Here is a 21,043-nt window from a genome sequence, read left to right as displayed (position 1 = left end):
CGCAATCAGCCAGCACCCGGCTTGCGGGCAGCAAGGCGGATCATCTGCATGGATTTTTGATAAAAGCCGATGGCCGCGTCATAGGCGGCGCGGCTTTCGGCCATTTTCAGCATCTGTTCTTCGACCACCACCGAGTTGCCATCCAGCGTTGTCTCGCTGTCTGGGGCACGGTTCACGTCAAAGCGCAGGGGCTGTCCTGCCGGTGCGATGTGGGCCGCATGCGTGGTCATCACCCGCACATTGCGGTCCTTGTTCATCGCGGCGGCGAAATCGGTCGGGACCTTCAGGTCACGCGCGCCATAACCCGGCGTATCGGAGTTGGCGACGTTCTGCGCGATCACGCGCTGACGGTCATCCAGCCAGCCGAGACGGCCCTTGATCTGGTTCAGAAGCGACAGGTCGGTTACGGACATGGCCCCTCCCAAAAGCGGAATCGGAAACGAGATCGGCAGAATTTGCCGCCTACAGGGTTAATAGCTTCTATATCTTAAAGCGGTGTTAACCACGTTAGTTGAAACCTTCGCCTTAACAAGGGCGCGCACATGCAATGCGCCCGTGCGGTGCAAGCCGTGGCCCACAGACATTCGAAGAACTGGCGATGAACTGGATTGACCTGCTGAGGGCCATTTTTGGCCTCGCCATCACGCTGGGCCTGATCGGTCTGGCCGCCTATGCGGTCCGCCGCTATGCGCCCGATCTGATGGCCCGCCTGCAAACCCAGGGCGAGCGCAGGGAGCGACGTCTGAAGGTCATCGAAACCCTGATTCTCGATCCGTCGCGCCGTCTGGTTCTGGTTCGCGTCGATCAGGAAGAGCGCCTGATCCTGTTGGGCGAGGGCCGCGAACTGATCGAACCGCGCGGTCCGGTTCAAAGCAAACCGGCCGAAAGCGACACGGCACATCGGGGGACCGGCTATGACCGCTTCTAGGCACCCTGAAATTAAGCGCCCTACCGTTAATCGCTCTGCCATTTTCGGCATGCCCAACAAGGCCGAGCTGAAACGCGCCGCCCTGTTGTCGTTGCTCGCCACACTGGCCTGTGTGGCATGGCCCGTCGCAGCCTTGGCCCAGTCGGCCATCAATATCGATCTTGGCACCGGTGCCGGACTGTCCGAACGGGTAGTCCAGCTCGTCGCCCTGATGACGGTGCTGTCTCTGGCCCCGTCCATTGTCATCATGACCACCAGCTTTGTGCGCATCGTTGTGGTGCTGTCTCTGCTGCGTACCGCCCTTGGTCTGCAACAGTCTCCGCCCAATGCGGTGCTGGTGTCTCTGGCGCTGTTTTTGTCGGCCATCGTCATGGCTCCGACATGGCAGGACGCCTATGATTCGGGGGTCCGCCCCCTCATGGACCAGCAGATGGAGCTGCCTCAGGCCTTCGATGCAGCCTCTGAACCGGTAAAAACCTTCATGCTGGCTCAGGTGGATCGTGGCGACCTCGCCCTGTTCACACGACTGTCGAAAATAGAGGCCCCTACGGACATACAGGAACTGCCTCTGAGGGTGGTCACTCCGGCCTTTATGATCAGTGAACTCAAGAAGGCGTTCGAAATCGGATTTCTCCTTTTCGTTCCGTTCCTTGTGATCGATCTGGTGGTCGCCAGCGTGCTCATGTCCATGGGTATGATGATGCTTCCCCCTGTGGTTGTATCCCTACCGTTCAAGCTGATCTTTTTCGTACTGGTCGATGGCTGGCGTTTGGTCGCCGGAAGCCTCGTTGAAAGCTTCCAAAGAGCAGCTGGCGGGGGATAAATCCCCACTGTCATTGATTTTGCGGCTTGTCGGGGCTTGCCAAATCGCCCCAAACCGTCGTTGATCCATCATCTCCGCCCTATGTTCACGGGCGACCACTCTGGGAAACAACCCTTATGACCACTCAAGCCGAACTGATCGCCGCCGTCGCCAAGGACGCAGGTGTTTCGCAGGCAGACGCCGGCAAGGTGCTGACCGCGATCGTCGAGAACATCCACAAGTCGCTCAAGGCTGGTGGTGACGTACGCATCTCGAACCTGGGCGTGTTCGACACCGCCGAGCGCGCCGAGCGCGAAGGCCGCAACCCGGCCACCGGCGCGACCATCAAGATCCCGGCCTCGAAGGCTGTGCGCTTCCGCGTGTCGAAGCCGCTCAAGGACGCTGTGAACAGCTAATCCTGATCTGGAAACGGCGGCTCCCTGCGGAGCCGCCGTTCTTCATTCCGGTCACGCGCTAAGCGGGCCGATGCCACAGCCAGAGCCATTGCCGCTGTGATGCTGCCCCAAGGGGCCCCACCCGATCCGTAATCTCTAGGTTTATCGCTTGGTCGCAGCGGGTGCTGCTGCCGCAGTTGCAGCGGGCGCCGCAGCAGGTGCCGCCGCCGGTTCGGCACGCGCAGGCACCGGCGCACTGGCCGGAGCCGCCTGTGACGCCGTCTGCTCGCGGAACGTGGCCTTGGTCTGGGAAATCCAGCCCGCATAGGCATCGGCCTGTGCCGTCAGGTTCGAGAAGTTCTCGACCCCGCCACTGCCCTGCCCGTCCAGACCTGCCAAAGCGATCCGCATGGCCCCGGGCGAGCGCGCCCCTTGGGCAAAACCGCTAAAGCGCTGTGACAGGCGGGTCACCGCAGCGGCATTATTGGCCAGCGAATAGCCGACGCCCGCGCGGATCACCTGTGTTTCCTCGCTGGCGGTCAGCGGAATGACCGTATCGCGCCAACGCTCGCCCAGTGCCTGCTCGTACAGCGTGGCCGCACCGCCCCACTGTTGCTGCTTCCACAGAATCTCGGCCCGCACCTGACGGGCCGCCGCGCCATTATCACGGCCCAGAATCTCGAGCGCATGGTCATAGCGGCCCAGTTCCATCAGGGCGCGCGCCTCCAAGGCCCGACGCTCGGTGGCCACCGCGACCGGCAGCAGGGTGCTGCGCGAGGACCACAAGGCCTGTAGCGCCGGTTCCGGCTGGCGGTTCATCAGCAAGACTGCCGCCAGATTGGCCGAGACCTGCGCCTTAGCCACGCCGTCCAGTCGGTTCTCGGCCTGATATTTCAACAGTTCAGCAGCCTGATCCAGCAAATCGACATCGATCAGACGCCGCGCCAGACGTCGCACCATCTCGTCGCCATCGGCGCCGACCGGCGTCAGTTCGCGAAAATCGAAGAACAGCGCCAATGCCTGTACCGGCTGCAAGCCATCGGCTGCACCTTCAAGGAACAGGGCACGGAAGGCACGGTCCAGATCGGCCTGAAGTTTGCTTCCGCCCGGCAGGTTGGCGATACGCGCACCGGGGGTTTTCAGCGTCGTCAGGGCTTCGCGATAACGCCCTTGCGACAGGTAAAGCTCGCCCAAAGACTGGATGACGGCCAGTTCCACACCGTCACCGCGCCAGCGCCATTTCAGCTGCTCTAACTCACGCGCGGCCTGATCGGCGGTCATCGTCCCCTTGCCCAGCGACAGGCGCACCGCGCCCAGCTTGGCCGTGGTGGCAATGTCCTGCATCCCTGCGTGCGAAGCGGCCTTATAGATGGCCAGTGCGCGATCCTTCTGGCCTTCCTGCTCCAGCAGCTTGGCTTGGACCAGTCGTGCCGCCAGACGGTCGGGCGCAGGAACCGCAGGAAGTGCGAACACATAGTCCAGCAGCTCTTTGGGACCTTGTTTGTCAGCGGTTTCCAGCGCGGCCAGCGCATGGGCGGTAGCAAAACGGGCGCGCCATTCAGCGGGGAAGGTATCAACCGCGCTGGCACCAGCCGAGAACATGCGCCGCGCTGTGGCCCAGTCGCTCTGCTGGCTGGCAATATAGCCCTGCCAGATGCGCGCTGCCGGATCGCCCGCCAAAGCGCCGGACGTAAAGTCGGTTTCCGCCTCGGCCAGACGGCCTATCGAGGCCCGCGCCGCACCGCGCAAGCCGCGCACCTCGGCCACGCCTAGCATACCCGGCGTCTGTTCGATCAGGGCATTAAGCAGGCCGATGGCCTCGTAATGCAGGCCCGAGCCGACCAGAAAACGCGCATAGGCCATGCGGGCATGGGTGCCAGTTTTCGGATCCTCGGTGGCGCGCGCCATTTCTTCGGTGGCGGCAGTCTGTAGCTCGCGATGGCGGGCGGCAAAGCCCATCGTACCGGTCTGGCCCCACTGGGTCTGGATCAGCGAAGGATATCTGGCCGCCTTGGGCGCATCGATCATCGGCATCGCCGCCGCCGACAAGGCCACATCCGGCGAGGACAGCTTTAAGCCGCCGCGACGGCTGATGACCACACGGTCTGGCGTGGTTTCAACCGTGACATCATCGGCAAAGGCTTCGACCGCTACGCCCTGCGCCGTTGGCAGGATATGGGCATCGACTGACCGGCGACCGATTTGGACGCCTTTGACCGGCCCCAGCGCAGGCACCACCGCCATGCGGTCGCCGCTCATCGGGTCGGTCAGCCAGATCGTGCGTCTGGCCCCTGCCATCTGCGCTGCCAGACTGGCCTTAATCTCGTCGTCGCGAACAATCTCGACCGTTTCGCCCGCCGTGCCGGAGCCCAGCGATACGATCCAACTGGAACCTTCGGTACGGGCCGAAACCTGTTGTCCGGCAGCGGCATCAATGCGCACCACCGTATAGTCCGGTCCCGAGGCCCAGCGCACGCCGTCCCCTTCGCCGGTCTTGATCTCCATGCGGCCCTTCGTGTCGAACACCGCCCAGACCGCATTGCCGCGCCGGAACACCGCCGCCGCTACAGGTGACGACCACGCAAAATTCAAAGTTGTGCGGCCATTCTCGCGGCTGACCGCCACCGGCACACGCACATTGGCGGCGGCCTGTGCGCCGTCCGCACTCGTCGCCAGCGCGCCTTGGGGGCGAATATTCAGCCATACGGCACCATCGGCCGCTCCGGTTCCGGCCTCTGCGCCTTCGCTCAAGGTCAGGACCAGTTCGGTGCCACCCGTAACCGCACGGGTTTCCACCTTGGTCACCCCCTTGGGCGGATCAACGCGAAGGCGGCTGATGTCAGGCGCAGCGGTCGAGGCCAGACGCACTATGATCTGTCGGCCATCCTGACGCACCCGCGCACGACGGCCAATGACACCGGCGAACTCGATACGCGTAAAGGCCGGATTGGCGCCGATGCGAATATCGATCGGATCACTGCTGCGTCGCGCAGTTGTTTCGCCCGTGCGGGTGCCCGACTGGGCAAAAGCCGACGACGTTTCCAGCGACGCATCCAGCGGCACAAACACCAAAACCCCCGCAGCGGCGACCGCTACAGAGGATTTCAACACACGCTTGGTGACATTTGCCCCGGACATATTACGCCATTGTCGCCCCAAACCGCTTTCCTCGTCGTTAACGCCGGTTAAGCTTGGTTGGACAAAACGACCGCTTGAAACCCTTTAAGGAAAATCCGACATAGACCCTTGGTCTTTATAAGGTGCCATTCGGGTGCCGGTCCAAGGAAGCTTCTTGTGTCAGAGAACTCTTATCCGCCCCTCAATCCCGTTCTGACGGGGATTCGCTGCCGTTGCCCGCGTTGCGGGAAAGGGCCGCTGCTGAAGGGCTATCTGACCATCGCCGAAAAATGCACCGCCTGCGGTCTGGATTACAGCTTTGCCGATACGGCAGACGGCCCGGCTTTTTTTGTCATGTCGATTGTCGGCACATTGGGTATGGCGGCCTTTATGGTCTTCCAGTTCACCATCGAGCCGCCCTTCTGGGTGCATCTGGTGCTGACCTTCCCGCTGATCGTCGCCGCCTGCATGTGGATGCTGCGGCCGGTCAAGGGCTGGATGGCAGCGGCCCAATACCGCCACAAGGCCAAAGAAGCCCGCTTCTGATCTAAACGGGTCTCTCGCTTTTTAACGTATCAAGCCCGTCCGCCCATCGGCCCGTAGGCCCTTGGCGCAAAACTGTGGCTCACCCGTGATTCCGGAACGCCGTCACGACGGTGCTCTCCGCCTGCGCGGGTCAACGGGTCCAGTCCTTCGGCGCGTCCGTTCTGGAAGGCATCGAGGATAGACAATATCCGCTCGGCCTCCTCCAGAGTGTGAGGATCCTGCGCCAGAAGCCATGCTTCCAGCCCGTCAAACTGTACAGCCAGACCTTCCTTGCGCGTGGCCTCGTCCACGCGCTGTCTCGCCCACGAGCGCAGCACATTCCGTGCCGACTCCAGCCCCCACGACTGAACCATAGCAGACCCTCTCCATCCACCGCGAACGGTGCATCCTCTGTCTCTACGCTAACGCTCAACCGGTCGTATGCGATCCACTTTTTCGTGAATAACGCTGTAATTTAAAGAGCTTATCTAAATTTCAGCAGATTCATTTGTGGCAAAAATGTGGAAAGCTTCTGATCGGCAAAGCAATTTCAAACTCAGTAGATCACAGTTACGGGAACGCATTACCAGCAGAAAACTCTACGTTTCTGTGTGGAGCGAATAAACATTTGCCCCAAAAGCAATAAATCGGAAATATTGGCACCAGTACTGGCGAATACTTTTAGCGCAGAGCCAACTCGCCCCACTGCCAACTGGACGTTCCCAGAGCGAGGCGAGGCGCCCCCGCATCATCGCCCAGCGACAGCACGACCAGACCGCTCACCCTCTGCTGGCGGCACTCTCGCGGTGCAAAGGCCACCTCGACGGCAATAGCCTGACGGACACCGGCCAGTCCGCGACCTTCCTGCCCCTGGCTTTGCACCCAGTCCCCGTCCCAAATCTGCATCGCGCGTCGCCTTGCCCCCAGCGAGGCCTGCGCCTGACGCACAGCCGTCTGGATACGGCTGTCACGACGTACCAGCGCCTGAAGACGCCCCGCCATGTCGCAACGGCCACCGGTTCCCGAGCCTCCATCACCGCCGCCGCCCGATCCGCCGTCACCGGATCCGCCGCCTGCACCGCTGCCTGCGACCATAGCCCCTGCAAGCTCGCCCTCCCCTAGCAAGCGCATGTCCGGCACCGCAGGTCCGGATGGCACATGCACCACCTCGGTTGGCAGGACCGGTGGCGGGGTCCGGTGCACAGGCGGTGGCGGGGCTGTCTGGGGCTTGGGGGTCACCTGCGGGGCCTTGGCCGCCTCCTCGGTCTTGGCGCTCTGGGAGGGCGTCGGCACCTCTGCTGGCGGACCGGACGGAGCAGGCTCTGGCGATTTTTCGGGCAAAGGTGGAGGGGGCGGCGGAACAATATCCACCATTACGACATTCTGGGGTGGGTCTTCAGGTGGCTGGTCATACTTAATGGCCCAGATCACCCCACCGACACCGGCATGTACAGTTAAGCTTAGAAGCACCGCGATATATATAGTTCGAGATGCTTTTCTGTTCACAGTACGTGCCATAACCAACAAATTTCAACATCCGATATAATTCGGTAGTTACAGTTCAGACATTATACCCAGACAACTTCAAGGCTTTATTGGAAACTTATTGCAAGTTTGTACATTATATTATGCACAAGCTGACAATATCTTGCCCAATTCAGGTCATACGTCGGCCTAGAGTGTCAAGATTATTTCACCTTGCCTAACTGGCGGTTACAATTACCGTCGCGAACAGAGAGTAACTTATATGACCTTCACGTCCCGCAAAGCCCTTGCCATCGGCGCCGTCATGGCTATCGGCGTCGTTGCCAGCGGCTGCGCCAGCCACAAGTTCGTTCGCGAGAATGTGGCTGTGGTCGACGAGCGCGTCGGCGCTGTCGATAACCGCCTCACCGGCGTGGAAAGCACTGCAAACCAGGCTCTCGACCGCGCCAATGCCGCCCACAAGCTGGCTGAAGGCAAGTTCCTGTATGAAGTGGTCCTGTCGGATGACTCGGTGAAATTCCCGGTCAATGCCAACAACCTCTCGCCGGAAGCCGAGCAGCGCCTGGCCGAACTGGCCCAGCGCCTGAAAGCCGAGAACCGCAGCGTTTATCTGGAAATCCAGGGCCACACCGATTCTTCGGGTTCGGAAGCCACCAATGAACGCATGGGCATGGCCCGCGCCGAAGCCGTACGTCGCTTCCTGAGCACGCAAGGCATCGCGCTGAACCGCATGTCCACCATCTCCTATGGTGAAGCCCATCCGGTTGCGCCGAACAATACCCGTGAAGGCCGCGCCCAGAACCGTCGCGTCGCCATCGTCGTTCTTTCCTAGAATCGAACGCCTCGCGGCAAAGAAAAAGGCCCGGACAGCGATGTCCGGGCCTTTTATCTTTCGAGATTGAAACCGCTTATGCGGCTTCGGCTTCCTCGGCAGCAGCGGCAGCAGCCGTTACAACCGGCTTCTTGGCAGCCAGCGACTTGGACAGCAGGGCAATCGCCGCATCCTTGTCGATACCGTTGGCAGCTGCGACTTCACGGGCCATACGATCCAGAGCCGATTCGTACAGCTGGCGCTCCGAATAGGATTGCTCCGGCTGGGTGTCGGCACGGAACAGGTCGCGCACGACCTCGGCGATCGAGATCAGGTCGCCCGAATTGATCTTGGCTTCGTATTCCTGGGCGCGACGCGACCACATGGTGCGCTTGATGCGAGCGCGGCCCTTGAGGGTCGCCAGAGCCTTGGTGACAGTGTCATCGGCAGCGAGCGTACGCAGGCCAGCCGTTGTGGCTTTCTTGGTCGGAACGCGCAGGGTCATTTTTTCATGATCGAAGGTCACGACATAGACCTCCAGCGACATACCCGCGACTTCCTGGGTTTCGATCGCAGCGACCTTGCCAACGCCGTGGGCCGGATAGACCACTGCATCGCCAACCTTGAATTCCAGACCGGACTTGCTCGTCATGACATTCCTTTCCCAGCTCAGAACGTCGATGAAACGGACTATCCAATAACAAAATCGTCCCCGCCGGCGGACTATGAGCGCCCGTCGGGAGAACGATTAGACAGCTATTAGACGCTATACCGGATCACCGAACCTCTGGCCGCCCCCGTCAATCAAGCGGGGGTCTGTCGTAAACTCGAATAGCACGCACGACTGCGTAACCATCCGTTTTGAATGGGAGGAACCTACCACAAAATTGATCAATCTCAAAATATCCGCAGCAAGATGCGGCCTAGACGACCAATTGTGTCCAGATAAAGGCTATTTTATCAGGAGCCTTTGCCGGGTTTCGGGCTGAAATACTTTTCGTATTTGCCAGTCTCGCGCTCGAAGTCCTCGCGATCCGCCGGCGGCGTGCCCTTGACCGTGATGTTGGGCCAGACCTTGGCGTATTCGGCATTGACCTGAAGCCACTTGCCGTCCGGCTCATCCTCGGTATCGGGCACAATGGCGTCCACCGGACATTCCGGCTCGCACACACCGCAATCGATGCATTCGTCAGGCGCGATAACGAGGAAGTTCTCGCCCTCGTAGAAGCAGTCCACCGGACAGACTTCGACACAGTCCATGAACTTACATTTCACGCAGGCGTCGGTGACGATGTAGGTCATTGCGGCAAACGGATCCGAAAAAAACTTGGCCAACAGGCAACTGGATCGCGGGCAAATGCCCCCTGGTCAGGCCAGTGTCAACCAATGACGCCTTGTCATTGGTCGAAGGCATCGAATTTTCTGTTCCCGCATTAGGTGATACGATCACCCGCTATATAATCGGGTTCGTTGATTTACGGCCTTCACACCACCCCATCCAGAGGTCTCACCGTGCATAAATCCTATAAGAGCATCCTGTGCCTTGCCGCTATCACAGCCCTCGGGGTCGGCGGCACGGTTGTGGCCAAGAACGCCTTTACCCTTAACCCCGCCGAGGTTCATGCGGGTGACTACAAGCTGGATTCCAGCCATGGCCGCATCACATGGGAAATCGACCATGCGGGCTTTTCCAAATATGTCGGCCAGTTCGTCAATGTTCAGGCCGAGCTGAAGCTGGATCCGGCCAATCCGGCCAACTCCACCCTGACCGCAACCATCCCGATTGCCGACATCGCCCCCAATGATGCTGCGCTGAAACGCCACCTGCTGAATGCGGACTTCTTCGATGCGGAAAATCACCCGACCGCAACCTTCCGCTCGACCCGCATTGTCGTAGACACCGACGATGCCAATGAAGCCGATGTCTATGGCGACCTGACCATCCGTGGCGTGACCCGCCAGATCAAGATGGAGGTCGAGTTCAACAAGGCGGGCACGATGATGGGCCAATACCGCGCCGGTTTTGACGGCGAGGCCAAGATCAAACGCTCTGACTTCGGCATCAACTATGGTCTGCCGATGATTGGCGACGAGGTTGAACTGCACATCGAAGGCGAGTTCACCAAATAGGTGGATCGCCGCCTAGATCAGATGATTTCTGGTCGGGTGGTGAAAGATCATCATAGAGGGCGCGGGCCTCGCTAGCCGGTCCGCGCCGCTCTCCCATCTGCACTATGCGTACACGGGTGATACGGCCCTTGAGGGTGAACATCACCTCGTCGCCGACATGGACAGAACGGCTGGGTTTATCCAGCCGCACCTGCCGCCCCTGATGGGTCAGGCGTATCTTCTTTTTCGACACCATTTCAGCCGCCAGCGCCCGCGTCTTGAAGAAGCGGGCGTGCCACAGCCAGATATCGACACGACCGGATGTCGCATCGGCCTGATCCTCTAGATCAGGCCTCGCCATCGCCCACCGCTACGGGTGCCTCAGGCGCACTGGGTGCCACTTCAGGTGCCGAAGAAACCCCGGCATCCGCAGTCGTCTTTGCACCACTTTCATCACCACCCGCAGGTTTGCGCTTGCGCGCACGACGGCGGCGCTTGGCCTTGGCCTCGCCTTGCAGAGCTTCACCCTCGACGGCTTCCGCGACCGCTTCGGTCACGCCTGCCTCGGTGGCCTCGCCAGCATCTGACGTTTGCCCGTCGACGGCTGCTGTATCCGCTGCGGGCTTGCGTCCACGACGGCGACGACGCTTCTTCTTCGGCGCAGCCTCGCCTTCGGTCGCAATCTCACCCTCAACGTCCGCATGAGCATCCGCATCGGTTTCAGCACCGTTTGCGTCCTCGCCTTCGGCCTGTGCGCCTTCAGCAACCGCTACGCGTTCGCCCTTGGGCTTGCGACGGCGGCGACGCTTCTTCTTCAGCCCCTCACCATCCGCAGCGACTTCCGGGGTCGCTTCTGCGCCTTCACCGGCCTCGGATACTGCGTCAGATACAGCCTCGACAGTGGCCTCGGCTCCACCCTTGCCACGGCGACGGCGGCGCTTCTTCTTGGGCGCAGCTTCACCTTCAGCAACCTCGCCGTCCGCGCCTTCAACAAGCTGGACCGCTTCGGTCTTGGGTTTTTTCTGGCGACGCGGCTTGGCCGGTTTGGCAGGCGGCGGCGCAATCTCGACCTTCAGCGCCATCAGAGCAGCAAACGGCGAATCCTCGTCGACGGCCACAGGCGCGCTCATAGCCGCCCCTTCCTCGCGACGCGGCGGACGCAGGGCCGAACGCACAGCCCGCGCCTGACCCTCGTTCCAGCCCAGCGTCTCGAGTGCCACCTTGGGCATCTCGCCACGACCCGCCTTGCGGCTCAGATCGGCATAGGTTTCCAGCAGGTCCACCGGCACGGTAAAGCGACCGACAATCTGGCGACCGAATGCTGCCAGCGCCTTGGCTGTCGGCTTGTCGCCGCGCAGTTCCAGCAGTCCGTCGCCCTTCAGCGCACGCCCTGCGCCACGACCGACAAAGGCCTGCGAAAAAGCCATGGCGCGCGGTTTCAGCATCGAGGGCAGCCACACGGCATGGGTGCCGATACGGATGGCAAACTTGCCCAGCGACTTGCGGTCTTCCGGCGACAATACGGCCAGATCAGCCTGAACTTCGGCGCGCGGCACCACACCGCCTGCCTCGACAATGCGCCACGCAATGCCACGCACCAGACCCGACAGCACACCGTCATCCACCGCGCGTTTCAGGCGTTTCAGATCACGCAGCGCACGACCGGCTTCTTCAAGCAGCCATGTCTCGACACGTTTTTGCGCCGCATCGCGGGACGCAGCATCGCCAAGATCGCCCACCAACGCCACATGCGGGTGAAAGATATCCTCATTGGTAATGCGGGCCGCAACCTCGCCCTGCCAGCGAACCGTTCCGTCCGCATCCAGCGCAAATCCTGCGTCTTGCTCTTTGGCCAAAACCTTTAGTCTCCGTCCAATCTCGGGGGCCACGGCCCGTAGCGCTGCCTGACGCAGTGCACGGTCCGCAAGAGCCGAACCACCGGCATCCGGCGTGAATTTCACGCCATCCAGTCGTCCGACCGTCTCCCCCTCTACAGTCACTTCACCGTCGTCAGCCACACCGGCGACCACTTCGGCACTATCATTCAGCACCCGCATCAGGGCTGCTGTTCTCCGGTCCACAAAACGGGCCGTCAATCTCTCGTGCAGCACATCGCTGAGCCGCTCTTCCAATATCTTGGTGCGCTCGGCCCATGCCTTGGCATTGTGCAGCCAATCGGGGCGGTTGGCGATATAGGCCAATGTCCGCACGCCCGACAAACGCGCCGAAACCTGATCGATCTGGCCATCATCGCGATCCAGATCATTAAAACGCGGCGTAATCCAGTCGTCTTGAAGGCGGCCATGCCCCGTGGTGAGGGCAGAGAAAATCTCTTTGGACAGGCGCGAATGTTCGTCCAGCGTCGTCTTCTGGAAGTCCGGTAACTGGCAAGCTTCCCACAGACGCATCAAGGCCCCGCGCGAACGGGCCACCTTCTTGATATCCTCGTCCTGAGACAGGCGTCGCAGCAGGGTTTCATCCAGCGACGGCAGCGTCAGCCGCAGGCCCGCCCGATCCGGCGTCGCTTCCAGCGAGCGCAACAGGTCCGGCAGTGTATCGAAATCCAGCCGCGCATTGCGCCACTCGGCCGCCTCCACCGGATCAAAGCGATGCTCGGAAATCTGTTCGACCAGATCTTCGTCCAGTTCCTCGGCCTCGGCGGTCACACCAAATGTGCCATTGCGCATATGGCGACCGGCACGACCGGCGATCTGGGCAATCTCGTGGGCGTAAAGATGACGCGTACGTCGCCCGTCAAACTTCCTCAGTCCCGCAAAGGCCACATGGTCCACATCCATGTTCAGACCCATGCCGATGGCATCCGTCGCGACAAGGAAATCCACCTCGCCCGACTGGAACAGCTCGACCTGCGCATTGCGGGTACGGGGGCTAAGGCTGCCCATCACCACCGCCGCCCCGCCCCTCTGGCGGCGCAACAGTTCGGCAATGGCGTAAACCCGCTCGGTCGAGAACGCGACCACCGCCGAACGGCGCGGCAGGCGGGTAATCTTCTTGGAGCCCTCATAGGTCAGGACCGACAGACGCTCGCGGCTGACGATCTCGGCATCGGGCACCAAGCGCCGCATCAACGGTGCCATGGTTCCGGCACCAAGGAACATGGTCTCGAAGCGCCCGCGCGCATGCAGCAAACGCTGGGTGAACACGTGCCCGCGCTCGGGATCGGCCACCAGCTGGATTTCATCTACCGCCAGAAAATCCACCTGCCGCTCCAGCGGCATGGCTTCGACCGTACAGACAAAATAGCTGGGGCGCGGCGGGACGATCTTTTCCTCGCCGGTAATCAGCGCCACCGACGATGCGCCCCGAAGCTTGACAATGCGCTCGTAAATCTCGCGCGCCAAAAGGCGCAGCGGCAGACCGATCATGCCCGACGCATGACCCAGCATCCGCTCGACCGTCAAATGGGTCTTGCCGGTATTGGTCGGGCCGAGGATGGCCGTAATGCGCGAGGGCGCAAGGCCAGTGGAACGATCACTCATGACGGCCCTGCCCTAGCACATGCCGCCCGCCGAACCACAACCCCAAAGCGTCCCCACAGCCGACTAAGCGCCGCCACGGCACCTGATCCGGACACAAAACACCGATTTCGAGAAGATCGTGAATGAAACATTACCGCCTCACGAAACGCGGCACGAACGAATCATGACCGAATCGGCGACACCGCCCGATTCGACCTTTGTTCTATACCACATCTAGTAGATTAACGCAGCTTAACCACAAAGGTTAACCCTGACACGCCGATCCCAAACGCACCGCACACAAGAAACCTCGACCTTGTTCAAACTGGGGGCTTCCCTCCTTGCCCCTCCTCCACTACTCACCCCTTTGTGGCCCTGTAGCTCAGCTGCATAGAGCAAGGCTTTCCTAAAGCCGAGGTCGGGGGTTGGAGTCCCTCCAGGGTCGCCATTTTTTGTCGTTACCAGTTAGAACCTGCTCAATACCACTTAAGACCTGCTCAAGTTGCGAATAAATCGCAACCATTAAACGCCGTGAAGTTAAGGGAAGCTCCGTCCGGATTGTTCAGAGCTTCATCTCAGCTTCTGACTCCCAGCGGCGGTTTGGAATGTCCGCTTTTAGAAACGCACTAAGACGCCGAAGCAAGGGCACTCCCCTGGCGTCGCGAGTTGGCACTACAAGCCGACGACCAAATGGAGGTGACGTAGCCAAGTCGGTTCATTCGTAGTCCGCATGATCATCTTCGACCCCGATGGGGTCACCGGCGTTTTTGACTGGAAAGCGAGTCTGAAAGATTCAGACGACCGCCGAACCTAGGTGAGTCGTCTTTTGGCTGCACCGAGTTCTTACGATGGCGGCAGCGACATTACCCAAGACAAGGTGACCGTTTCATGTGATGTCAGACTCTCTGAACCTAACGGTAAACGACTGACAGCCGTCCGACAGAGGTAAGGGCATGAGAACGTTTGAGTGCCGGTCAGTCGACGAGATCGCCAGCGCCATCACCGAAATTGGACCTGGCGCGCTCTATCGTGGCCAGTCAAGCGAATATCTTGATGGCGAAGGGCGGCCCAACCTGAAGACTAGCTTCGAGCGGCAGGGCTGCATCCCGCCGCTAATGTTGAAATGGAGCCACGCCGCCAAAGCGATCTTGACCACGTTCGTGAAGGGCTACGACGGCGCAAGCGACTTGGCGGTGGATCAGGCGATCCTTCAGCACTACGGCTGGCGATCATTCTTCCTGGACGCGTCATCGAATGCGGCCGTCGCCGCCTGGTTCGCCGGCCACCGCTATAGTAGCGAGCCATGCGGTGAACTGATCGAAGATGCGTTCGAGTTACCGCTGATGATCCGGCGCGAACAGGCCAGATATGTCGCGGGCGACGGAGAAGCCGTTCTCTACGCGCTGTCGCGGAAGGAACTCAGAGCCCAGCAGATCCAGGCCGTAGACCTGTTGGAGATCATGACAGCATCCGGCCGGCCGCGCTACCTGGCTCAAAATGCGTTCATGATCGGGCCCCTTCAAACCGCGCTTCCACCCGAAATTGTAGTTGCGCGTATCAAAGGGCCAGCTGCCGCCTTCCGAGAATATGCGGCGCAAACGCCAAGCATGGACGCCGATAGCCTTTTCCCACCGCCTGCGTCCGACCCTGTCCTGGCTGCTCTTCTCGCCATGCCTTGGGTAAGGCAGTCACATGCGATTATCGGCGACCTAGGCGTCTTTACCCGCGGATTGCCCCTGCCGGAATACCACATTGGATCTGTGCGTCGGACAGGCTCAGGGACGGCCTACTACGCTCGCACTTGGATCGCCAACGCGGTGGCGGAAACCATATTCCAAGACACGGTATTCTATCTGACGGAAGAAGCCCTCTTCCATGGCGGCAGACCCGACGACCCGCGATTGCCACACCTGTCGTCCCTGTTGCGAGAACATCTTTCCGTCGCCGTCGAGATCGATGGATTAGTCGCATTCCCTACCGCGATGGGTAGTCCCAATTACGGAAAAGGGATTTATCTCGAGCGCCAGCCCGATAATACGATCTTGCTGTCAGGCCTGACCCTCAAGCAAAGGGGGCTGGTGCCGAGCGAGTTCGGCATCACCCGCGGTGTGTACTACCGTGTCGAGGATAACCTCTGGAAACCCGTCGAACATCCCCAGCAATGCCAATGCGGCAACGTCGCCTTTCACGCACATCATCTGGTGGTGGCGGCTCATTTTGAACATGCGCTGACTGAAGGAAGGTTCAGGAAGGTTCGCGAGAATCTCTTCGCCGACATCGATGTAGACCATAGGACTGATCCGGTCGTGCGAGTGGATGCCCTTAAGCCGACGGACGGCGCCCCTGGCGCATGAGGTTGTCCGCAGGCTAGTGTCAGCGGACAAGCACTGCGCGAAGCTCCAGCCATTGCAGGCGTCGATCAGTCTCCAGTTGAGGCTTCACCTTGACTATACGATCGAGCAATGAGCCCATTTCATAGGCTTGACCATTGCTTCTCGGACCGCAGGTGAGCCAGAGCAGTTCCAGAGTTTCCCCCGGGAAAGTCTCTGGGATCTTCGACTGTTTCAGGGCGTAGACGCCTCCCGCACGATGTCCGGCTGCCGCGAGATAGGGTTTCAAAGCGCGGAAGGCTTCCGGGAACGCCTCATTAGCATGGATGGCGATCGCGACCAGATGACTCGCGACGGCCTCGCTCACGAACTGTGACGCCTTTGGCCAAATCCGAGACATCAGCGGCCCGAGGCCGTCGCGCCAAAGTGCGGCAGAATCCTCCTCTTCAGTCTTCGACCACTGCCGTAACAACATCGCGGCACCGAGACGGATCGCCGGGTGTCCATTGCGCAGGGTCGCCGCCGCATCAGCAACAGTCGTCCCCCAGTCATCCTCGCTATCTTGGCCTCGGATGATACGAAGCGCTGGAAGAAGGAGCTTCGCCGCCACGTGGTCAGAGCGACTGTCGCTTGTCCAGTCCACTGAACCTTGAAGGATTTGGCCGGCGAATGTCTTTGAGAAGCTCTTTGTTACGCGTGGATAAGTGATGAGAACGCGGCGCAGCGCCTTGGCGTGGCCTGAGTCTCCATTCGTGCGGTCGACGAGAATTGGGTCAGCCACGTCCGGCGCGACCGCTAGAACGAATGAAATGTCACGCACCATAACCGCCGATGCCAGCAGGCCGGCCCATCCATTGTCAGTGGCGGCCTGTGTCAGTCTCGCCACCAAGTCGTCGGTCGCCTGGTTCGCCTTCCGGCGCGATTGGATGTCGGCAAGGAGCATTTGGGTCAGTCGACCCGCAGATCTATTGACGGCTGTCGACAGCAAATCCTTCTCGAGCTCCGCATCGGCGGGGGCTTTGACGATGAAGGACCAAAGGCGATCCCACCATTGATCGGCGATACCATCTCGCGAGCCAGCTGAAAGCAAGTCGACAAGTCGATCCGCTAGCAGGGCCAAAAAGTCGTCATCGGCCGCCCAGAGGTGGCCAAAGGTCTTGGTGCGGAGTGTCTGTTGCGCGGGAACTTCTTGCGCTACTGCAAATGAAAGGGCGCTTAAGAAGGTGTTCCAGAGCTCAGCATTAGCCATTTCCCAACCGGCACCGCTCAATGTCGAGAGCGCGCCTTGTGGGTCGGAGCGGCAATAGGCGCTCCATCCGTCTCTAAGCTGGAAGTCCCGACTCTGAATGAACTGTTGTGCGACCTCAAGGCGTTCCTCGTCTGCCGCAGCTTCGATGGGGCCAGGATCGCCCACGACTGCGCGCACCCCAAACGAGTAGGATCCGAAGAAGTCTGTATCTTCGGCTTCGCGGTTTAAGGTTTCTCGCCGACCAACGATGGCATCGAGTTCGGCCTTACCATCTGGGCTAAGGGCACCAGCGGCACCCATCATTTTCAGCCTGAGCCAGACGGAGGAGTCTCTCGCGTGGTCGCGCCAATCGACTTGGCCCTCCTCTAGATCATACTGGCCGAAGTACTCGTCGCCCTCTGTGATGATTCGCCGTTCAAGCTGGAACACGAGCTCTGGTGCGGCATCACCCATGCGATCGCGCAGCAATAGCGGCAGCTCGCGTCGGGAGGCCCAGAAATCGCCGATGGAGAGGTCGAGCGCGCCGGTCGCGGCCTCGGCGCTGGAGAATGCATCGGGATTACGTAACGCGTGGAGCCACATCCTCACGCCGACCGAACCCGGAAGCCTAGCCCAATCTCGCGCCAGATCGCGAGCGTGTTCGCGCGACTGGCGGGCGACATTCGGAAGCAAATTGATTAGGAGGCGGACCAACCCGATCACGCCGCCGTGATGATCGTTTTGGGGATGATCCTCAACCGAAGGAACGTCCTGATCATTGGAATCCCACGTCTCGACAATCATCCCCGCGTCCACCGAAGTCGCGATTGTAGATTTGAGCGCTTCCGTCGCCAAATCCATCAGCCGTTCCGCGTCATCAGTCCGGTTAGTCAAGACTTCAATCAACTCGAGAAGTTCGCCACTGTCGCGCAACACCATGTCGGGCCAGACGATATCAGCCACTCTGACTGCTGGTTCATCCCGCGGGACTGACGCTATCAGTTTTCTGCTAGACTGAAGCTCAAGCCGAGGCGCGAGGTGGGAGACGGCTCCCCGGAGATCAGCGTCCAAAACGACATCGCTCCTTAAGGTCCGTATCAAGTGGTGTTCGGTCAGGTCGAATCCATCGGGGCGGACGTCAACATCGGCAAATAGACGCCAAGCCCTAAGCCACAATGGTGAGACCGACTTCACTTCGCGTAGCCGATCCGAAATATTCTCGTTGAACTTGGGCGACAGGACCGCCTGCCAACGAAGCGCGACCTCCAATCGTTCATAGCTTTCGAAATCGCGGGCGATCCAGGCGGGGATTATCCAGCTTAAGTCGATGTCGGGGATCAGGTCATGTTCGCGCATAAACTTGAACCAAAGAGGATCGGTCAGGGCGGCGATGAGAATGTCGCGAAGATCGGGCCGGTCTCGAAACAGCCAAATAAGGGCCTTCTGTTCCGTCTCGCTGCTGTCAGAATAGGCCTTGGTGAGGATCTCTTCAGCCATGGTTCGTCGGCTACGTTTCGGACGCTCGATGACATTGGCGAGCTGGGCCAGATCGTTCCAAAGCGCGCTGTGATCTGGAGCGCCAGTCGCTATATCGGTCGTGGCTTTGTAGGCCAAGGGCTCCACAGCCAGTGCGGTCCAGCGGGCGTCGGATTCGGCGACGTCGCTAACGACCGCATCGAAAGCGTATACCTGCTTTAGATCTGCAAAGCGCGTTCGGTCAGCAGCCAATACGTTGAGGAAGTACCGAACCGGCGCGTCCCCAGCACGGTATCCCAGAAGGACCACAGTTTTGCAGCGGACGAGGTCGAAGAGAAAGCGAGATGCCCATCCCGAACGCATATAGGCGTCGCCATAGTCGGCCGATGTAAGGACAAGAGGGGTCTTCTCAAGCTCCAAAGTCGTGTCTTCGAGACGTCCGTGCAGATGGATGACGCCGCCGAAATCCACACTGCCTGGAGCCGGAAGGGCCTGGCCAGCGACGCTCTCATGTCGAACCGTTTGGCTTGGATCGGCGCTGTGTAAGGCCAGTTCGAAGAGATTGTCAAAGTTGGTAGTGACGACCATCGGCCGGTTGTTGAGATCACGAGACAATCGGAGGATCGTCTCGTGATTTCCGAGAAAGGGATTGTCGGGAATTTGCAGCAGGCGCACGACCTCCCGCTCCATAGCTGGTGAGTCGGCTAGACGCCGGCCGAGGGCACCGAGGACTTCCTCATAACGGCCCTCGTTGAAGGAGAGATCTTCAGACCGATCGCGATCCATGTCCAAGGCCCGGTAGGTGTCCTCAACGAGCTTCTGGAAGCTTGGTAGTTGCGGCGCGCTGATCCCCGCGCCGCACAGGAACACCACATTACCATCGATCATGGCGTCGATGAGGGGACGCGGAAACTCCGGTCCCGCATCTGAAAATCTGAGAGTCATTTTAGCCTCCACGCCGGCTGGTCGACGCTCCTCCTTATGGAAGCCGGTCACGCTATTCCAGCCCCTGATCTCGATTCGGGACTTTGTCCGAAGCCAAAGCTAATGAGAGGATACTCGAACCCGGCGTTGGCTGCTTAGCCAGTAGCGTCACGCCGCTGCGGTGTCGCTCGTCTTGCAGATTAGGTGAAAGCCAGACACGCGGAAAAGGCTGGAAGACCGGAGGAGCTCCTGCGGACGGACTCGGCGACGCAGAAGGCACCTTCGACCCAGCCCTGGTAAACGGATAGCATGAGCCGACGATGAATGCCGGCGGACCGTCTAACATGATGTTGGCGACCGAGGACGCGGATCGTGCCCATCACTTGGCAGATGTTGTAGTGCGCCGACCAGCCATGACAGCCGCCGCCGAAGGGGTTCCTGCCCCAGTCATAGAAATAGACTGCCGCCGGGAAGGGTGCGCTCAACAATCGGCGAAAGCATGCGTAGGCCCCGCGAGGGTCTAAGGTCTACTTCATGACGCTGAGCCAATGGCCGCTTCTGGCGCAAATGAGCCATTAGGATTTTGTCACAACGCATCCTAACGCGCACCAATACCCCTAACAACACTAACGCATTGAATGCGCAATAACTTATCACTGAAGTATTGGTTATAACCAATATTTAACTACACTTTACTGTTTAAAATAATTACTGTGACTCATTTAATCTAATTTGAAACAATGCCTTCGCGCTTGGCGAGTCTCGTTCTGAGCACAAGACCGCGCATAGCTTGCATCAGAAATGCGAAGAAGGAGTTCTGAAAAATGAAACCGCCCTAAAACTTGAATGAAAACTGCGGCTTGCCGCACATACAACAAGAGCCCCAGACATACATCTGAGACTCGTGAAGCGGGAACCTGTCCCTAGTCATTGGGTGACGATAGACGGATACTCCCCCTCCACGAGCCGGATGTCAAATGCGTTTTTATGAAACGCATGTCTAACAAGCTCGTCCTCTATTCAAATATATCAAATAAAAGGATTTTCACATGAACCAAGTTCATGACGACTTCCGCGCGCCCAACTTCCAGCTATCAACGGACCTGAATGAAGCCCTTTTGGCACCAGCGTGTCCTGCTGAACGTCACTCTTGGGAGCACCTAACTGCACAGGCCACATTGGTTCTGCCCACAAATGGCTGCTCCATCCGAAGCATAATCACAGGCAGACGCATCATCACGACAGGGGTTTACGCCAGCAGGAAATCTGGTCGCGCCCATCCCTATGAAAGCATGAATGAACGCGCGTTCTTCATGCACTGCGAGGTCGACACAAACATTGTCGATTACCGAGCCCAACCATTCAGGTTCGAGTTTGTGATGGATGGTACCAAGCGCACATATATCGCTGATGCCGTAGCGCTCTTAGCCGATG

At 59.8% G+C, this 21,043-nt stretch carries 17 protein-coding genes and 1 tRNA gene; 9 read left to right on the top strand and 9 right to left on the bottom strand.

The genetic code is table 11. The features are described from left to right. Positions 1 to 5: 5 nt before the first annotated feature. Positions 6 to 413 (bottom strand): flagellar basal body protein, encoded by a 408-nt coding sequence (locus RSB01_RS01995; protein WP_332591727.1) that lies wholly within the window; start codon positions 411 to 413, stop codon positions 6 to 8. A 185-nt stretch (positions 414 to 598) separates the two neighbouring features. Here RSB01_RS01995 and RSB01_RS01990 point away from each other — a divergent pair, with 185 nt between their 5' ends. The 3 genes from RSB01_RS01990 (at position 599) to RSB01_RS01980 (ending at position 2,146) form a co-directional block, all read left to right on the top strand. After that, positions 599 to 928, top strand: coding sequence for a flagellar biosynthetic protein FliO (locus RSB01_RS01990; RefSeq protein WP_332591728.1), 330 nt, complete (start codon positions 599 to 601; stop codon positions 926 to 928). Between the two features lie 49 nt (positions 929 to 977). Then, positions 978 to 1,751 (top strand): flagellar type III secretion system pore protein FliP, encoded by a 774-nt coding sequence (fliP, locus tag RSB01_RS01985; protein WP_332625027.1) that lies wholly within the window; start codon positions 978 to 980, stop codon positions 1,749 to 1,751. Positions 1,752 to 1,867: 116 nt separating this feature from the next. Then, a complete protein-coding gene (locus tag RSB01_RS01980; RefSeq protein ID WP_167179016.1) occupies positions 1,868 to 2,146 on the top strand; it encodes an HU family DNA-binding protein in 279 nt (92 codons plus the stop codon). A gap of 141 nt (positions 2,147 to 2,287) precedes the next feature. On the opposite strand, the gene RSB01_RS01975 is transcribed toward RSB01_RS01980, so the two are convergent. Next, on the bottom strand, positions 2,288 to 5,263 hold the full coding sequence (locus RSB01_RS01975) for a hypothetical protein (protein WP_332625014.1): 2,976 nt from the start codon (positions 5,261 to 5,263) through the stop codon (positions 2,288 to 2,290). Positions 5,264 to 5,419: 156 nt separating this feature from the next. Between RSB01_RS01975 and RSB01_RS01970 the strand changes: the two genes are divergently transcribed. Continuing rightward, positions 5,420 to 5,788: a DUF983 domain-containing protein gene (locus tag RSB01_RS01970; RefSeq protein WP_332591787.1), complete on the top strand. Its 369-nt coding sequence runs from the start codon at positions 5,420 to 5,422 to the stop codon at positions 5,786 to 5,788. Between the two features lie 29 nt (positions 5,789 to 5,817). Here the strand turns inward: RSB01_RS01970 and RSB01_RS01965 are convergent, their stop codons facing one another. Together RSB01_RS01965 and RSB01_RS01960 are read right to left on the bottom strand one after the other, a co-directional pair. Beyond that, positions 5,818 to 6,141, bottom strand: coding sequence for a hypothetical protein (locus tag RSB01_RS01965; protein ID WP_332619645.1), 324 nt, complete (start codon positions 6,139 to 6,141; stop codon positions 5,818 to 5,820). Between the two features lie 307 nt (positions 6,142 to 6,448). Continuing rightward, the gene (locus RSB01_RS01960; protein WP_332591789.1) at positions 6,449 to 7,141 is read right to left on the bottom strand and encodes a hypothetical protein; all 693 of its coding nucleotides are present in this window, start codon (positions 7,139 to 7,141) and stop codon (positions 6,449 to 6,451) included. Positions 7,142 to 7,514: 373 nt separating this feature from the next. On the opposite strand from RSB01_RS01960, the gene RSB01_RS01955 reads away from it, so the two are divergent. Then, positions 7,515 to 8,084 (top strand): OmpA family protein, encoded by a 570-nt coding sequence (locus RSB01_RS01955; protein ID WP_332619646.1) that lies wholly within the window; start codon positions 7,515 to 7,517, stop codon positions 8,082 to 8,084. A 76-nt stretch (positions 8,085 to 8,160) separates the two neighbouring features. Here RSB01_RS01955 and RSB01_RS01950 read toward each other — a convergent pair whose 3' ends face one another. Together RSB01_RS01950 and fdxA are read right to left on the bottom strand one after the other, a co-directional pair. After that, a complete protein-coding gene (locus RSB01_RS01950) occupies positions 8,161 to 8,715 on the bottom strand; it encodes a CarD family transcriptional regulator (RefSeq protein ID WP_332619647.1) in 555 nt (184 codons plus the stop codon). A gap of 308 nt (positions 8,716 to 9,023) precedes the next feature. Then, positions 9,024 to 9,365 carry a ferredoxin FdxA gene (gene fdxA, locus RSB01_RS01945; RefSeq protein WP_167179006.1) on the bottom strand — a complete coding sequence of 114 codons (342 nt, stop codon included), beginning with the start codon at positions 9,363 to 9,365 and terminating at the stop codon, positions 9,024 to 9,026. Positions 9,366 to 9,575: 210 nt separating this feature from the next. Here fdxA and RSB01_RS01940 point away from each other — a divergent pair, with 210 nt between their 5' ends. Next, the gene (locus tag RSB01_RS01940) at positions 9,576 to 10,193 is read left to right on the top strand and encodes a YceI family protein (RefSeq protein WP_332590430.1); all 618 of its coding nucleotides are present in this window, start codon (positions 9,576 to 9,578) and stop codon (positions 10,191 to 10,193) included. Here RSB01_RS01940 and RSB01_RS01935 read toward each other — a convergent pair. After that, positions 10,183 to 10,533, bottom strand: a complete 351-nt coding sequence (locus RSB01_RS01935; RefSeq protein ID WP_332590429.1) for an RNA-binding S4 domain-containing protein — start codon at positions 10,531 to 10,533, stop codon at positions 10,183 to 10,185. The genes RSB01_RS01940 and RSB01_RS01935 overlap by 11 nt on opposite strands. Then, positions 10,520 to 13,672, bottom strand: coding sequence for a helicase-related protein (locus RSB01_RS01930; RefSeq protein ID WP_332619648.1), 3,153 nt, complete (start codon positions 13,670 to 13,672; stop codon positions 10,520 to 10,522). Before RSB01_RS01930 ends, RSB01_RS01935 begins: the two co-directional genes overlap by 14 nt. A gap of 350 nt (positions 13,673 to 14,022) precedes the next feature. Between RSB01_RS01930 and RSB01_RS01925 the strand changes: the two genes are divergently transcribed. Then, positions 14,023 to 14,099: transfer RNA gene (locus RSB01_RS01925), tRNA-Arg, on the top strand. A gap of 505 nt (positions 14,100 to 14,604) precedes the next feature. Beyond that, a complete protein-coding gene (locus RSB01_RS01920) occupies positions 14,605 to 16,005 on the top strand; it encodes an FRG domain-containing protein (RefSeq protein WP_332590427.1) in 1,401 nt (466 codons plus the stop codon). A 19-nt stretch (positions 16,006 to 16,024) separates the two neighbouring features. On the opposite strand, the gene RSB01_RS01915 is transcribed toward RSB01_RS01920, so the two are convergent. Continuing rightward, positions 16,025 to 19,630: an SIR2 family protein gene (locus tag RSB01_RS01915; RefSeq protein WP_332590426.1), complete on the bottom strand. Its 3,606-nt coding sequence runs from the start codon at positions 19,628 to 19,630 to the stop codon at positions 16,025 to 16,027. Positions 19,631 to 20,658: 1,028 nt separating this feature from the next. Here RSB01_RS01915 and RSB01_RS01910 point away from each other — a divergent pair. After that, the coding region (locus RSB01_RS01910; RefSeq protein ID WP_332625013.1) for a hypothetical protein at positions 20,659 to 21,043 on the top strand (385 nt) is incomplete at its 3' end.

It is taken from the genome of Brevundimonas sp. (assembly GCF_036659295.1).
Taxonomy (GTDB): Bacteria; Pseudomonadota; Alphaproteobacteria; order Caulobacterales; family Caulobacteraceae; genus Brevundimonas.
Note: the sequence above shows the minus strand (reverse complement) of the source record. Positions and strands in the feature narration are given on the sequence as shown.